This window comes from Streptomyces roseoverticillatus (genome assembly GCF_000719265.1).
GTDB classification, from domain to species: Bacteria; Actinomycetota; Actinomycetes; order Streptomycetales; family Streptomycetaceae; genus Streptomyces; species Streptomyces roseoverticillatus.
On the sequence record NZ_JOFL01000024.1, the window covers coordinates 74,128 to 88,565 of the forward strand.

A 14,438-nucleotide genomic window follows, 5' to 3' on the forward strand; every position below is an offset into this window, starting at 1 on the left:
GTGCGCGTGGTGCGGGCGGCCACGATGCTGGAGGCCATGGATGAGCACCGCGCTGACAGAGCCCGGCGCCAGCCGGTGCGGGACCGGGCTTGGGCATGAGGCCGGTGTGGAGAGGGACGATCAGCGTGGGGATGATCGTTTTGCCTGTCCGGCTGTATCCCGCGACGCGTACCGTGCACCCGGGACGCACCCACGAAGTCCATGAGGCGGAACGGCGGCCGGATCAAGCACCGTCGCGTATGCGACATCGACCACCAGGAGGTCCCCTACGAGCAGGTCGCGCACGGGGTCGAAACGCTGGCCGGCACGGTCGTCCTCCGCGACGACGACTTCGCCCGCCTTCCCCTGCCTGCCCGCAAGGTCCTGGCCCTGGCCGGCTTCGTCCCCGCCGGCAGCGTCGACCCCGTGCTCTTCCACCGCTCCTACTACGCCGAGCCGCACGGGCCCGGCGCCGACCGCGCGGGCGCCCTACTCGCCACGGCGCTGACACGCTCGGGCCTCGTCGGCGTCGGCAAGATCGCCGTCCGCATGCGCGAACGCCCCGCGGTCCTGCGCCCCTACGCCGGTTTCCGGCTCCTGGTGGCCACTTTGTACTGGCCGCACGAACGCAATGAACCGCCGGAGCACCACGGGCCCACGGTGCCGCCGACGGATCGCGAACTGGGGATGGCCGAGGTTCTCGTCGAGGCCCTGGCCCAGGACGCCCTGCCCGAGCTGCACGACGAATACGTCGCCGTCCTCGAGCGCGTGGTCGAGGCGAAGGCCGCCGGCAGGCAACTCCAGCCGCTCGCCGAATCTCCGCAGCCCGTCGACTTGATGGCTGCCCTGGAGGCTTCGATCCAGGCGGCACGCCGTGATGAGCACCCCTGACCTCCAGACCACCGGCCACCTAGTCCTCGCCCTCGCTCAGGTCACCGGCCGCAGAACCAACGACCACGGGCGTGCCGCTGCTGGAGACGGCGGTCTAGCGGCGCGGTCATGAGAAGACGGAAGACGGTAGCGCGGCCGGTATACCAGTGGGCATACTCGGTGTATGGACGACAGCAACGGCAAGGACACCAGCGTCAAGGTCGACAAGGTCACCCATGCCCGCCTCAAGGCTCTCGCCGGGAACACACCGCTCAAGGACTTCCTCGCGGACCTCGCGCTGCGTGAAGAACAGCAGCGCGCCCTGGATACCGCAACCGAGGCGTTCCGGCGCGTGCTGACCCCGGACGTTCTCGACCGGTTCGACGCCGACTTCGGCGGCCTCCCGCCGGTCGCGCACCAGACCCCGCAGGCGGCCTGACCCGGTGGATCTCCTTGTCGACTATCGATGGCTCCTGGCCCGCCAGGAGGACATCCTCCGCACCGACCTGACCGTCAACGACCTGTCCGTACTAGTCGGCATGGCCGCCCGCCACCGAGTGGACCCGCCACGCCTCGACCAGGAGCACCCCGACGCATACTGGCGCGCCGCCGTATTCCTGGAGGAATGCGTCCTGCTGCGGCCACTGCCGGCGCGCAACGAGGCGTACGGATACGGCCTGGCCATCGCCTACCTGGAGGCGTCCGGCGAACGCGTCGACACCGCCTTCGAGCCGTGGCGGGACCTGATCAGAGAAATCGCCGCCCTGCGCCTGGATTCCTACCAGATCGCCAGTCGTCTGCGGTCCTGGAAAAGACCCTGACGGCCATGCCGCCCTCGCCGGCTGCACTGCCTCGGTGACCGAGCACGGGCCCCCGGGGGCATATAGTCCAGCGGCGCCGAGGCACCGCCCGTCGGCTTCCTCGAAGCCCACGCGAAAGCGCGTCCGGGCGGGCGACCGCCCGGATCGGCTCCCGACACCACTGGCACCGGCGCAGTTCTCCGGCCGTGCCCTCAGCGTATGCCGCCCTGCCCGCCCGTTTCGACTCCAGCCCGGCACGCGCGCAGCCCGGGCGCGGCGCTACCGATGCCGGTACGGCGAGGGCGCAGCGATCGGCTTGTACATGATCCTCAACGGCCCGATGCGATCGCCGTACGGTGCCCCGCCTGCGGCTGCCGCTTCCTGCCAGGACGTGGGCACCGTCGGGATGCTGTCTTTTGCCGGTCCGCCTGCCGGCAGGCGGCTCACCGCGCGCGACAGGGCTGGCAAGCCCCTACGCGAAGGCGTTACGCCGAACTCGCCAGTACACAGTGCCACCGGCTCGCTGACCAGCATCGACGCCCTCGCCGGGTAGGGGACGGCCTCTCTGGAGGGTGGTCAAGGTCTAGGCCTTGGCCACGAGCCGTGAGGGTGGGCGGCCGGCTCAGGCCTTGTACCTGCGGCGCAGGTTGGTCAGACGCTCGTACAGGGCGGCCCAATCGTCCGTGCCGGGCTACTGGCGATGCTCGATGCGCTCGGCGGCCTGGCACAGGGTCTGCAGCGCGCGCAGCCCCTGCCCGTCGAGAGCGGCCGACCGCGAGGTCTCCAGCCCCGGTCGCCGTGTCCCCGCTGCGCCGCTGTATAGCGGTGAGCTGGGGGAGGAGTTCGACGACGAGCGGGGCGAGGAAGTGGTTCCACCGCCTGTTCGAGCGCAATCGACCCACAACGGGCAGCAGCAGGAGGACCCCGGCGCTCCACAACACCACCTGGACGGTAGACAGGGCCGTGTTGTCGGGGGTCAGGAGCAGATTCAGGGCGCGGCCGGCCTGCAAACTGCCGAAGGCCGCGGCCACGCAGGCCATCCACAGGAAGGGTCTGGGCAGCAGCGACGGCTGGCGTGGCTCGGGATGCTGTGCCTTGGCCACGGCGATGACCACGAGGGCGACGGCCACCAGCCACCCCAGGGTCCGTCCCAGCATCAAGACTGCTTCCACTGCCCCGCCCGCTCCCTCGAACAACCTGTCCCCCGGACCCTAGAGGGCGGCAGTGACATCGGCAGCGACGATCCCCGGGGCGCACGGAGGACGACTCCGCCCGGTGCAGGCGCCTGCGCCTACGGGGGCGGCTCGACCTCCAGCCAGCGGTGCCGACGTGCCCCGCGGTACTCCAGGACCTGCCAGCCGAGGTCCTGGAGGGCCCGCGAGCAGCGCTGAAGCTGCTCATGCTGCTCGTAGGCAGCCCGGCTGCCGGGCGGGCCGAGCCATTCCACGCGGACGACCCCGTCGACGTGGCTCACGCGGTAGCCGGCAGCGGTGCGCCGGCCGTCGGGGCCGAGAGCGGAGGCGGGGATCCCGGCCGCCGCCAGGGTGAGGGCGACGGCGCGCAACGGCTGGCGGCGTTCCCACTCGGCCGGCACGGACACGGGTCGGCCGTCCGCCGGGTTCATCACCTTCCGGATCTGCCACAGCCCGTCCATGGCCTGGCGTACGGCGGCCGCCCGCTCCTCGGCGCCGAGTCCGGGGCCGGACGGGTGCTCGTCCCCGGTGGCCGCGCGAAAGCCTTCCGCACTGTCAGTCACGGTGTGCCCCCTCGCCGGGTGTGAGATCTGGGACCGGGTAACCGCCGGTCCCCTTGGAACCCTTTGGAACCCCTACTTCACCTTGAACTCGCACATCTTGTCGGACTTGCCGTCCTGGTTGTCCGCGACCTTCTTGCCGTCGACGGTGATGACGCAGGGCGCGGCGTGCATCATGCCGTCTGGGCCGGTGACGGAGCCGGGGACGACGGACACTCCGAGGCCGGCCTTCTTCTCGGCGTCCGTCGTCAAGGTGATGGTCGAGGTCTTCCTCCAGGGCAGCTGGACCTGTTCCATCTTGTTGGTGTCGAGGTTGTAATAGACCGAAGTCGTGCCGGTGCCGAGGACTTCGAGGGTGACCTCGTGCTTGACCTCGCTGCCCCCATCCCCGCTCTCCGTCTTCGCCTTCGGCTGTGTGGACGCAGCCGGCTTATCGGATTTAGCCGGGCCGTCGTCGCTGCCGCATCCCGTCAGCAGAGCCGTGGTCAGGACCAGCGCCGCGCCCATGATGATCTTGCGCATGAATTCCCCCTAGTGGACAAGTGAAAGATCCTACCTATACCTATCTGGCACGACGGCTGCACGGACGGCTGCCGGACGAGCCCGACGGCGAAATGGGTGGTCTGGCTCCGCCCCACGTCATGGCCGACGCCGTCGGCTTCCGGCCGTCACACGGGCGATTCCGGCGAAGACCCGGTCCCGACCCCGCTGTGGAACATGCTGCCCCGCTCCGCCGGGCCCTACGGCGGAATCAGCGCCACCGCCACCGACGTCGTGCGGTTCGCCCGGCTGTTCGTCGACGGCGGCACGGCAGCGGACGGCACCCGCGTACTGTCTTCCGCCGGCGTTGAGGGTGTTCGGACCGCCCGAGCAGCCGCCCACGGTGAACACGGCCCCGTTCACCGGCGCCTACAAGAGCGCGGGCTTCCTCATGACCATCACCGACCGCCCCTCCGAGGAAGGCGTCCTCCAGCTGACGTACGAGGGCGCCGACGGCCTGGCGGGCACCTTCGACCCCTGGTCCGGCATCTGACCCCGGTCTCGGACAGCCCGGCGAGAACGGTCTTCGCCGGCCGCCGCAACGAGAAGGGCGGGTGGATTCCGGTGGTCTTCTATGCATTGGCCGACGGCAGCCGCTACGTCCACTTCGGCGTACGCGCCACAGCGAAGTCCGCCGCCTGAGACCGGCGGTCACCGGGACATACAGCCTCGGTGACCGCCGTGACGCATATCGGCCGGCGTATCTCCCCAGCCCTTACCTGGCAGCAGGTCCTCAACCCAGCCGATGACGCGTGGCGCCGTCGCTCTGCGGGCATTGCACCCAACGGCCCTTGCGCCGCCTTGAAGTTCGCCACAGACACCTGCGGGCCGGACTCGGTACGTATCGGCGTCGGATGCCGGCGAAGAGGGCGGGGAGATCGTTGATGCCCGGGCCCCGCAGATCGAGCGGTGAGGGAGGGGCCGGTGCCGTTCAAGCAGGGATGGTTGCATTCCGCCCCGGCCGGTCAGCCCGGCAGTACACACGCCCTGAGGCAGCGTGCGGTGAAGCCGTCACGGCCTCCAGCGTGCAGAGGATCTTCCGCGGGCCGTCCACAGCGACGGCGTACATGTCGCTGCCCCGGGCCACAGTGCTGATCAGGTCATTCACGGTGACCTTGCGCACCCGTGAGTCCTCGGGCCAGTGGCCGTCGAGACGCCACTGACATGCCGGGGCACGCGCGTGCGGGGCAACCGATTCCGGTATGTGCATCGGTCCTGCGCCGAGATTCCGGGCCGGAGGTTACTGCTGTCCGGGGCGTAGGTTGTGCAGTCGTTCGCGGGTGGTGCGGGGCAGTTCGGACACGACGCATTCCCAGGCGTGGTGGAGCATGTCGGTGAGCTCTTCGGCGGGCATCGCGTCTTCCAGGGGGACGGTGAGCCAGTGCCACCGGCGTCCCCTGTACCAGGGGCGTATTGCCGGGTATTGCTCGCACAGGTGCAGGGCGAGGTCGGGTGCGCACTTGAGGGTCACCTGTTCGGGGTGCTCCTTGGTCGCTGCTGCAAGCATGGCGAAGATGCTGCCGCCGACTTTGAATACCGGCCGGTTGGGGCCGTACGGTTCCTCCTCTGTGGCCTCGGGCAGTGCGAGGGCGAATGCCGCCACATCTTCGGGGGTCATGGGGATTCCTTCGTCCGGGCGGCCGGCGTCAGCGGTAGGTGCTGGGATCGCCGGCTTTGCCGGCCGCGTTGACCAGCACGTCCAGGCGACCCTGCGCACGGTCGATGCGCTAGACCAGGGCCTGCACCTGCTCCGCCCGGAGGCGGTCGACCGCCACGGCGATGCCCTGGCCGCCGGCCCGGGTGACCAGCTCCGCGGTCTGCTCGATGGCCGCCGCCGCCCGTCCCGTCTCGCTGACCGCGGAGCGGGTGGTGCGACCGGTGACGTAGACGGTGGCCCCGGCCCCGCCCAGCTCGGCGGCCATGGCCCGGCCCGCGCCCCGGGTCGCTCCCGCGATCAGCGCGACCTTCCCCGCCAGCGGCTTTCCCCCCGTCCGTGCCGGTGTTCCGGTTCTGCGGCTTGTTCTGAAGAGACATGGCAGGAGTATGTGACCCGTATAGGACAATGAGCGTCCTATACGTCGCTGGCGTTCGGGGGAATGCCCGTGCCCTGTGCACCGGACTCTGCGTCCGCGCCGAGCCGGGCCAGCAGTCCACGGTGTCCCGTCCGCATGGCCAGTGCGTGGTTGAGGTGGAAGAAGGGGCGGGCCAGGGGCATCCAGCGCCGCAATTCTGCCGCCTCGACGGTGACGTGTTCGTGGAAGGAGGCCGCACAGCTCCGGCTACCGTCGTTACTCACCTGCCATCGGACCGTGCCCGCGATGTCCCCTTCGAGAGCGGCTGACAGAATGCGCGCAGCCGGGTCCTCGACGAGCGGCCTCATCCGTACTTTCAGCTCGTAGGGCAGTGCGGATCTGATGACGACCTCGCATTCCCGGTCGCCGGTCCGCCTCACCGACCGGAACGCCGGCCACCATCCGGGGTAGTGCTCGAGGTCGGCGAGCCGCGCATACACGGCGTCCGGCGGCAGGGGCACCCTCCAGCGGCCGGCGAAGCGGATCTCGTGACGTTTCACGCGCACCCCCGTGCCGCCTGCACCCTTCGGGGTCTTCCGAGGTGGTTGCGGGTGCGGGCAAAGAACGCGGCCGTACCGAGCAGCCGCATGAGGAGGAACCGGAGCGGTCCGGGGAGGAGATGTGCGTACGGAGTGCCGGTGGGGGTGAAGCCTGCGGCGACAGCGACCTGTGTGGGGCCGTATCCGGGCAGCAACTGAAGACCATCCTTGTCGGAGCCGTTCTCGCCCACGACGCCCGCCGGAGCGCCCGGCTCGAGGCGGAGCGAGACGCCTCGGATCACCCGGCGTGATCGGTAGGCCTTGTGCACGTCGTCGCCCCGTAGGGCGTGCGGTGGTGGCGTCACAGCGAGTCGTCCTCCTGCGCAGGGGGTGTTCGTCGTCGTAGCGGATGTCAACGGCTGCAGCGGAACAGGTGCGCGACGAGGGAGTGCCACTGCTCCTGTACGCCGGGGGACGGCACCGCCTCGTCCAGCGACGCGGCGGCCGACGCCACATGACGTGCGGCCGCCTCCTCGGCACGCTCCCTGCCGTGCGTCGCGTCCAGCAGACGCATGGCTTCGGGGATGTCGGCCGCTGTGAGGCAACCGGAATCGAGGAGTTCTGCGAGCTGATCACCAGCTGCTGTGCCCGCCCCGGCCGCAAGCAGCAGGGGCAACGTCTTCTTGCCGCGCGTCACGTCCGTACCGACCGGTTTCCCGGTGACGGAGCTGTCACCCCACAGGCCGAGGACATCGTCGAGGATCTGAAACGCCACGCCCAGTTCGCTCCCCGCGGTGTGGAGGGCGCGCGCCACGTCGGGCGGCGCGTCGGCGAGCACGGCCCCCAGGGCCGCCGACGAGCCGAAGAGGGCACCGGTCTTGCCTCGTGCCATGTCCGCGTACTCGCTCGCGGAGACCTCCCGCACGGACCGGCGTTCGAGGGCGAGATCCTCCGCCTGCCCGTGCACCATCTTCTCGACGGCCACGATGAGGGCGTCGGTGGCCGCGGACGCCCCGGGAGCCTGCGCGTGGAAGAGCCCGGCCACGGCCTGGACGATGAGGGCATCACCGGCGAGTACGGCGGCGCCCGTTCCGAACGCGGCCCAGGCGGCGGGACGGCCACGCCGCTCGGTGTCACCGTCCATGACGTCGTCGTGCAGCAGCGAGAGCTGGTGCACGAGCTCGACGGCCGTGCCGGCGACTGCGGCGAACCGCTCCGGCGCCCCGACCGAGCGGACCGACAGCAGCGACAGCGCCGCGCGCACCCGCTTTCCGGTACGTCGTACCACTGCCCGGGAGCCGTCACCTTCGGTGTCCCACCCCAGGTGGTAGCGGCACACCCGTGCCACAGAGGGATGAAGCCGTTCCACGACCCGGCGGAGCTCGGGCTCGACGAGTGCCATCCCCCGCCGGAGGATCTCCGCACCGCGCCTGAGGCTCTCCTCATCGGCCGGCAGTTGCCGCGGCATGCCGCAGGGTCCGCTGCCCCGGAGCAGAGCGTGTGTCATCGCCACCTCCGTCGCGCTCTGTCGTCCCACAGCGGCCACCCTCGGCCTCGGATCACATGACCACACCGAATCATCAGGAGTTGCGGCGCATGCCCGGATCGGGCGCCGGAATGCCTTCCGGCGCCCCTCGGGAATCGGCGCTCTCCTCGGACACGCACAACGACGGCCGGGCCTCCGTGGTCACTCCCGTGCCGTGCCAGGGGCGTGCGCGGGCAGGCCGCGGGACACCGACCAGGATCCTGCCGGGTGTTCCGCGACCGGCTCCGGAGGCCCGGCCGCTCCGGCAGCCGTGCCGTGCGGGCCCGTCAGCTACTCGCGTAGACGTCCTCGACGTAGCGGCCCTCGGCGACCGCGGCCCGCCACCACTCCTGTGCAGCGGCGGCATCGCCTCCCGTATGCCGTGCATGGAGCTGCTGGAAGGCGTCCCGCACGCCGGGGGCCATCCGGCCGCCGTCGCCGCAGACGTACACCTTCGCGCCGGCCTGCAGCAGCCGCCACACCTCCGCGCCCTCCGCTTCGAGCCGGTGCTGGACGAACAGCCGGCCTTCCTCGGGCGCTTTGGAGAAGACGGGGCGCATGGAGACCACTCCGGCCTCTTCGGCGGCCTCCAGTTCGGCGCGGTGGAGGTAGTCCACGTCCGGGTGGTCGCAGCCGAAGTAGCACAGTGCGGGCGCGAGAGGCGTGCCCTGGCGGGCCAGGGCCAGGCGGTCGGCGACGGCACCCCGGAAGGGGGCCAGGCCCGTACCGGCGGCGACCATGATGACGGGGGTCTGCGCGTCGTGGCGGATACGGAAGGCGTCCCGGCACGGCTGGACGCGCGCGTACACGGTGTCGCCGCTCCGTACACGGTGCAGATACGACGAGCCGGTGCCTTCGAAGATGCCCCTGCCGGAGTGTGCGGGGGCGCGGAGCTGCGAGACCATCAGATCCGCGTGCCCCGGGGCGGTGACGGGGGAGGAGGAGATGGAGTAGTGGCGGATGCGCATCGGGGGCAGCAGGTCGAGCAGCAGCGGCCAGCCCATCCGGCCGCGCAGTGCCGGGTATTGCTCGGCGAGGTCGAGCAGCCGGTGGCGGGTGGCCGACGGCTGCTCGGGGCCGGTGGCCAGCTGCCGCAGGGCCGCTTGCTCGGGCGGGCAGGGATTGAGGCCGGCGAGCCGGGCGACCTGCTCGGTGGTGAGCGGGTGCTGCAGTTCCACGTGGTGGGTGAGCAGCTCACGGACGGTGACCGGGCGGTCCAGATGCAGGCCGGAACGGCTGGAACGGCCCGTGCGCCGGGCGCGGATGCCGAGCACCGCGTCGGAGTCGAGGCCGAGAGCGGTGATGGCGCGCTCGACCAGGGCGGGGTCGTTCTCGGGCAGGACGGCCAGATGGTCGGCGGTCCGGTAGGCGGCGGCCTCGGGCAGCGCGAGGCGCACGAATCTCTTGGAGCGGCCGAGGGGGTGGGCCGGGTCGGCGAGGTCCCCCGTCGCGGTCACGGTCATCGGGACCAGGCCGTGGCGGGAGGCCAGCGCGTCGAGGGGATCGCCGGTGATCTCGGTGACGTCGTAGGCGTGCCCGGAGAGGGCCTTGCGGGAATCCTCGGGCTCCGTGACGGCGTCCGGGTCTCCGTACGCCGTGAGCAGGGCGCGGCGCAGTGCGGCGGTGAAGCGCGCGAACGATCCGGCGAGGTCGCCCGAGGCGTCGGCTGTGTGCCGCTCCACGAGCCTGATGGCCCCCAGTGCGGCCAGGCGGTCGTCGATGGCGGTGGGCACGTGTTGGTAGGTGGCCGCCCAGTTGCGGTCGCCGACGCCCAGAACGGCGTAGGGCACCGCGTCCGCGGTCCCCGGCTCCGCGCCGGCCAGCCAGGAGGCGAAGGCTCTGGCGTCGTCGGTCGGCTGCCCGTTGTAGGAGGCGGCCACGACGACGAGGGGAGCGCCTTCGGGCAGGGCTCCCGCGATCTTGTCGAGGGGTACGGCCTCCGTGGCGAAGCCGAGGGCGCCGAAGGTGCCGGCGAGGTCCTCGGCGAACTCGCGGCAGGTGCCGAAGTTGGAGCCGTACGCGACGGTCAGCGCACTACCCGCCGTGGCCCTGGCGGGCAGGGCGCCATCCTCCGGTTGCTCCTCGGCCCGGTCCGTGCGCGCGGGGCCGCCGGCGAGTCCGCCGAGGGCCTCGCGGACCCGGTCCCGGTCTTCGGCGGTGCGGTGCGCCAGGGCCAGGGTGAAGCCGTCGGGCTTGAGGGTGAGGGTCTCCTTGACGTCGAGGGTGTAGCCGGTGTGGTCGAGGAAGCGGTAGCGGTGGATGAGCAGGGCCAGCAGCATGGTGGCCTCGTGCATGGCGAACTGCCGCCCGATGCAGGCGCGTTCCCCGGTGCCGAAGGGCTTGTACGCGTTCGCGGGACGGGCGGCCTCGGCGGCGGGAGCGAAGCGGTCCGGGTCGAACTCCTCGACGTTGTCACCCCACACCGGATCACGGTGCAGCATCGGGGTGAGCACGGTCAGCCGCCGGCCGGCCGGGACCGGGTACCTGCCGCCGATGACGGTGTCGGCCACGGGCGCACGCTCGAAGGCCGCGGCGGTCGGCCACAGCCGCAGGGTCTCGCTCAGGACCTGCCGTACGTAGCGCAGACGGCCGATGTCCTCGAAGGCGGGCTGCGGATCCGCCTCGTCGCCCCACAGCGCGTCGACCTCGGCCTGTGCCAGACGCAGGGCGACCGGGTTCTTCATCAGGTGGTAGAGGGCGAAGGAGAGCGTGCCGGACGTGGTCTCGTGGCCCGCGATCAGGAAGGTGATGACCTGGTTGCGGACGTTGGCCTCGTCGAGGGGTTCGCCGTCGCCGGGGTGACGTGAGTTCAGCATCAGCCCCAGCAGGTCGTCGTCGGCGCCGCTCTCGCCGGCGGCCCGGCGTCCGGCGATCACCTCGTCGACGACCTGCGCGAGATGGGCGACGTCCGCGCGGAAGACCCGGTCCTCCTCCGTGGTGTCCTGGTCCGGGGCCCTCCCCAGGGCGGCCTGGCTGTGGCTGAGTGCCCGTACGAGCGCCTGTACGAAGGGGTGGGGCTCGGTGCGGGCGAAGGACTGGAAGTCGTAGCCGAAGCCCGCGAGGCCGATGGTGTCGAGCGTCATCCGGGTCATGTCCGCCGACACGTCCACAGGCCTGTCCTGGGCGAGATGCGCGTCCCAGGCGGCGAGCATCCGCCGCGCTGCCTTCAGCATGACCGGGTGGTACGTGCGCATTGAGCCCATAGCGAAGGCGGGCAGCAGGACGTCGTGGGCCTTGGCCCAGTTGGGCTCGTCGTTGTAGGCGGTGAACAGGCCGTCGGCGGCGATCTCGCGGACGTTCTCCAGCGCGGGGCCGATCACCTTGGCGAACCGTGTCTCGTCCGAGAGCTCGTCGACGAGTTCGTACGAGGAGATCAGCACCGTCTCGCGGCTGTGGAAACGGCGCCTGAAGGCGGGGCCGAGCTCTCGGGCGAAGGCCATGGCCTGTTGGACGGGCCTGTCGGTCAGACCCGTATCCGACACGTCGACGACAGGCAGGTCACGCATGGACTCCATGGGCTCTCTCCTTGGCGGGTGATAGTCCGGCCTCCGGCGGGCGGTGCTCCCGGCCGGTGCGTCCACGATTCCGCCGCACGCGGGCCTGCCGGCCGTCGGAACTACGATTTCTTGTAGCGTCTTGGCCGTGTCGTGTCGTGCGCGCTGTGGCTCGACTGCGCTAGAGGGCACAACTGCCGGTGGCCCGGAGAGGGCGAAGGGCGGGCCGGGAACCGACAGCAGAGGAGTACGTGACCGTGACTGTGTACGACCCGGAGTCGGACCCGGCGGTGTGGCGCACCCGCTTCCTCAACCTGTTCGACCGCACGCCGGTCCCGACCGCCGTCAGCACCGCCGACGGCGTGATCACCGGTGCGAACCCGGCCCTGGCGGCCCTGTGGAACCTCACCCCGGGCCGCCTGACGGGCCGCCACCTGCTCGACCTGTTCACCCCCGCCGAACCCCGCAGGCTGAGCAAGTTCGAGAGCGCCATGCGCGGGGGGCGGCGCTCGCGCTACCCCTTCCGCGTCCGCTGGACCACCGGCGGATCGTCCTACGAGGGAGAGCTGACCGTCGAACCGGTGAGCGACCCGGCAGGTGACCCTCCGCCCCTGCTGGCCATCCTCCGTGTGGACGAGCCGCACCCCGCCGCGGACGCCCTGGAGCCGGTGGCCGGCCCGGTGACGCTCACGGCACTGGAGTCCCGCATCCTCGCCCTGGTGGCCGAGGGCCGCACCACGGCCGTGGTCGCCCGCACCGTCGGGCTCAGCGGCGACGGGGTCAACTACCACCTCGCCCGTCTGTGCCGCCGCCTGGAGGCCCCCAACCGCACCGCCCTGGTGGCCCGCGCCTACGTCCTCGGCCTGCTCTCCCCGGCCGCCTGGCCACCCGCGGTGGGGTGAGTGACACCTCGGTGCCCGTCGGTGACGGCCATGCCCGTGGAGCGGGCGGGCCTGTCCGTATGCGCATGATCGCGTTGAGTGACATTCGGGGGTGCCGCGTGTGAGGCCGCCCATGAGGCCTGCATCACTTACGAATTTCGTTACTGACTTTGAAGGTGGGTTGTCGTAGGGGCTGACGGGCGGTGCTTGTCGCGGTATGCCGGGGGAATGAGGTACCCGCAGGGTGGTGGGCTGACGGATGAACGGCGGCGGTTCCGTGAGCGGGTCCGCCTGGAAGCGGCCCGGTTGTTTGCCGACGGGCAGCCGAACGGGCTGGTCGCCAAGCAGTTACGGGTGAGTGTCCGTTCGGTTCAGCGGTGGCGGCGGGTCTACGAAGTCGACGGAGAGGCCGCACTTCGGTCGAAAGGTTCCGCCGGCAGGCCGAAGCTGAGTGGCGAGCTGTTCGCGGCCCTGGAGGCAGAGCTGGACAAAGGCCCGGTCGCGCACGGCTGGCCGGACCAGAAGTGGACCCTGGCGAGGATCAAGACCTTGATCGGCCGCAGGTTCCACAAGAGCTTCACGCTCTCCGGCATCGCCCAGATGCTCCGGCGTCACGGATGGAGTAACCAGGTCCCCGCCCGGCGGGCACTCGAGCGCGACGAGGACGCCATCAGCGGATGGGTGAAGGAGACGTGGCCGCAGGTGGAAGCACCGCGGCGGCGCTCGGGGCCTGGATCGTCTTCGAAGACGAGGCGGGCTTCTCGATGACGCCGCCCACCACCCGCACCTGGGCCCGGCGCGGGCACACCCCGGTGATCCGGGTCAGGGGACGGTCCCAGCGTCGGGTCTCCCTGGCCGCGATGTGCTGCTACAAACCCGGCGAACGTTCCCGCTTCATCTACCGGCCCATGTTCCACAAGGACCACAAGACGAAAGAGCGCCGCAGCTTCGCCTGGACCAATTTCCGGGCCCTGCTCGTGGCAGCCCACCAGCAGCTCGGAGCCCCGGTCGTGCTCGTGTGGGACAACCTGAACACCCACCGGGCAGCCGGGATGCGCGACTTCATCGCCACCCACGACTGGGTCACGGCCTTCCACCTGCCGCCCTACGCACCCGAGCTCAACCCCGTCGAGGGCATCTGGTCACTGCTACGACGCAGCAGCCAGACCAACACCGCCTTCGCCGACCCCGACCACCTCGTCCGAGTACTGCGACACGGCCTCCGACAGATCCAATACCGCAGCCACCTCATCGACGGTTGTTTGACCGCAACCGGCCTCACACCCTGACGACAACGCCGCTGCAAACTCAGTAGTGGTCAGCCGCCGGGAAATGCGGGGGCAGGGCGGATAATCGCGGGCCGGAAATGAAGGGGCGTAGTAGGTCACAGCCCTTGTCAGGCGTTTTCGCCGCCGCTAACAATTGCGGAGTCGCTGGGCGCCGTCGACCGAGAAACGGCGCTTCTCTATTTGCGCCGCTTCAGGGCCGGGCGACATCCCGCGATCGGAAGGTTCAGCTCAGTTATGCGCTCCACCATCTCCGCTTATGCCCGTCTGCCGAAGATTCACAAGTTCTCTGTTGCCGGTATTGCCGCGACCGGTGCCGCTGTCGTCGCGGTGGCCGTCGCCCCGCACGCCTTCGCTGCTGACACGCACGCTGCTGCTGCGGTGAAGCCGGTGGCCTGGAGCGCTGAGGCTTTCGGTGAGACGCAGCAGGGCGAGGGCGAGCTGGAGAAGCACGCCGACGCTGCCGCCAAGGCCGGCGCGGATGCTGCTGCGAAGGTGAAGGCGGACACGGAGCGGACGCAGAAGCAGGCCGCTAACCGTTCCACCGAGCGTAAGGCCATTGCCGCCAAGCCGGCAGCCCCTGCCAAGCCTGCCGCTGCGGCGAAGCCCGCTGCCAAGCCGGCCGCTCCGGCCGCTCCGGCGAAGAAGGCTTACGCGGACAATGTGGACGGCTGGATCAGTGAGGCCCTGGACATTCTGCGGGCCAAGGGCATTCCGGCTTCGTACGAGGGCATCAAGAAGAACGTGATGCGTGAGTCG

Annotated in this window: 13 protein-coding genes and 1 pseudogene; 7 read left to right on the forward strand and 7 right to left on the reverse strand. The window is 70.6% G+C overall.

Going from position 1 to position 14,438, the window contains the following annotated elements; translation table 11 throughout:
* Positions 1–201: 201 nt before the first annotated feature.
* From IF61_RS32710 to IF61_RS0126020, 3 genes are all read left to right on the forward strand, one after another.
* Positions 202–870, forward strand: a complete 669-nt coding sequence (locus tag IF61_RS32710; protein WP_052393040.1) for a Ku protein — start codon at positions 202–204, stop codon at positions 868–870.
* A gap of 163 nt (positions 871–1,033) precedes the next feature.
* Positions 1,034–1,288 carry a hypothetical protein gene (locus tag IF61_RS0126015; protein WP_030368961.1) on the forward strand — a complete coding sequence of 85 codons (255 nt, stop codon included), beginning with the start codon at positions 1,034–1,036 and terminating at the stop codon, positions 1,286–1,288.
* A 4-nt stretch (positions 1,289–1,292) separates the two neighbouring features.
* On the forward strand, positions 1,293–1,670 hold the full coding sequence (locus IF61_RS0126020) for a hypothetical protein (protein ID WP_030368962.1): 378 nt from the start codon (positions 1,293–1,295) through the stop codon (positions 1,668–1,670).
* A 1,270-nt stretch (positions 1,671–2,940) separates the two neighbouring features.
* Here IF61_RS0126020 and IF61_RS0126025 read toward each other — a convergent pair.
* Entirely contained in the window at positions 2,941–3,405 is a 465-nt protein-coding gene (locus tag IF61_RS0126025; RefSeq protein ID WP_030368963.1) for a hypothetical protein, read from the reverse strand.
* Positions 3,406–3,477: 72 nt separating this feature from the next.
* Positions 3,478–3,924, reverse strand: coding sequence for a hypothetical protein (locus tag IF61_RS0126030; protein WP_030368964.1), 447 nt, complete (start codon positions 3,922–3,924; stop codon positions 3,478–3,480).
* Between the two features lie 361 nt (positions 3,925–4,285).
* Here IF61_RS0126030 and IF61_RS37185 point away from each other — a divergent pair, with 361 nt between their 5' ends.
* Positions 4,286–4,435 (forward strand): hypothetical protein, encoded by a 150-nt coding sequence (locus IF61_RS37185; RefSeq protein ID WP_245684617.1) that lies wholly within the window; start codon positions 4,286–4,288, stop codon positions 4,433–4,435.
* Positions 4,436–5,182: 747 nt separating this feature from the next.
* Here the strand turns inward: IF61_RS37185 and IF61_RS0126040 are convergent.
* From IF61_RS0126040 to IF61_RS0126060, 5 genes and pseudogenes are all read right to left on the reverse strand, one after another.
* Positions 5,183–5,560: an MmcQ/YjbR family DNA-binding protein gene (locus tag IF61_RS0126040; protein ID WP_030368966.1), complete on the reverse strand. Its 378-nt coding sequence runs from the start codon at positions 5,558–5,560 to the stop codon at positions 5,183–5,185.
* A 112-nt stretch (positions 5,561–5,672) separates the two neighbouring features.
* Positions 5,673–5,918 (reverse strand): annotated as a pseudogene (locus tag IF61_RS34585) (SDR family oxidoreductase); the annotation flags it as partial.
* A 95-nt stretch (positions 5,919–6,013) separates the two neighbouring features.
* Positions 6,014–6,514, reverse strand: a complete 501-nt coding sequence (locus IF61_RS0126050; RefSeq protein WP_157848673.1) for an SRPBCC family protein — start codon at positions 6,512–6,514, stop codon at positions 6,014–6,016.
* A gap of 391 nt (positions 6,515–6,905) precedes the next feature.
* Positions 6,906–7,781 (reverse strand): polyprenyl synthetase family protein, encoded by an 876-nt coding sequence (locus IF61_RS0126055; protein WP_245684618.1) that lies wholly within the window; start codon positions 7,779–7,781, stop codon positions 6,906–6,908.
* 524 nt (positions 7,782–8,305) lie between these two features.
* Positions 8,306–11,533, reverse strand: a complete 3,228-nt coding sequence (locus tag IF61_RS0126060; RefSeq protein WP_030368970.1) for a cytochrome P450 — start codon at positions 11,531–11,533, stop codon at positions 8,306–8,308.
* Between the two features lie 230 nt (positions 11,534–11,763).
* On the opposite strand from IF61_RS0126060, the gene IF61_RS0126065 reads away from it, so the two are divergent.
* The 3 genes from IF61_RS0126065 to IF61_RS0126080 form a co-directional block, all read left to right on the forward strand.
* Positions 11,764–12,414, forward strand: a complete 651-nt coding sequence (locus IF61_RS0126065; protein ID WP_245684619.1) for a helix-turn-helix transcriptional regulator — start codon at positions 11,764–11,766, stop codon at positions 12,412–12,414.
* Positions 12,415–12,621: 207 nt separating this feature from the next.
* Positions 12,622–13,682, forward strand: a protein-coding gene (locus IF61_RS37770) for an IS630 family transposase (RefSeq protein WP_425428238.1) whose coding sequence is annotated in 2 segments (ribosomal slippage) — positions 12,622–13,065 and positions 13,068–13,682 — 1,059 coding nt in all. Because the reading frame shifts where the segments join, the coding sequence is not laid out codon by codon here.
* A gap of 234 nt (positions 13,683–13,916) precedes the next feature.
* A partial coding sequence (locus IF61_RS0126080; protein ID WP_030368974.1) for a hypothetical protein occupies positions 13,917–14,438 on the forward strand: 522 nt, incomplete at its 3' end.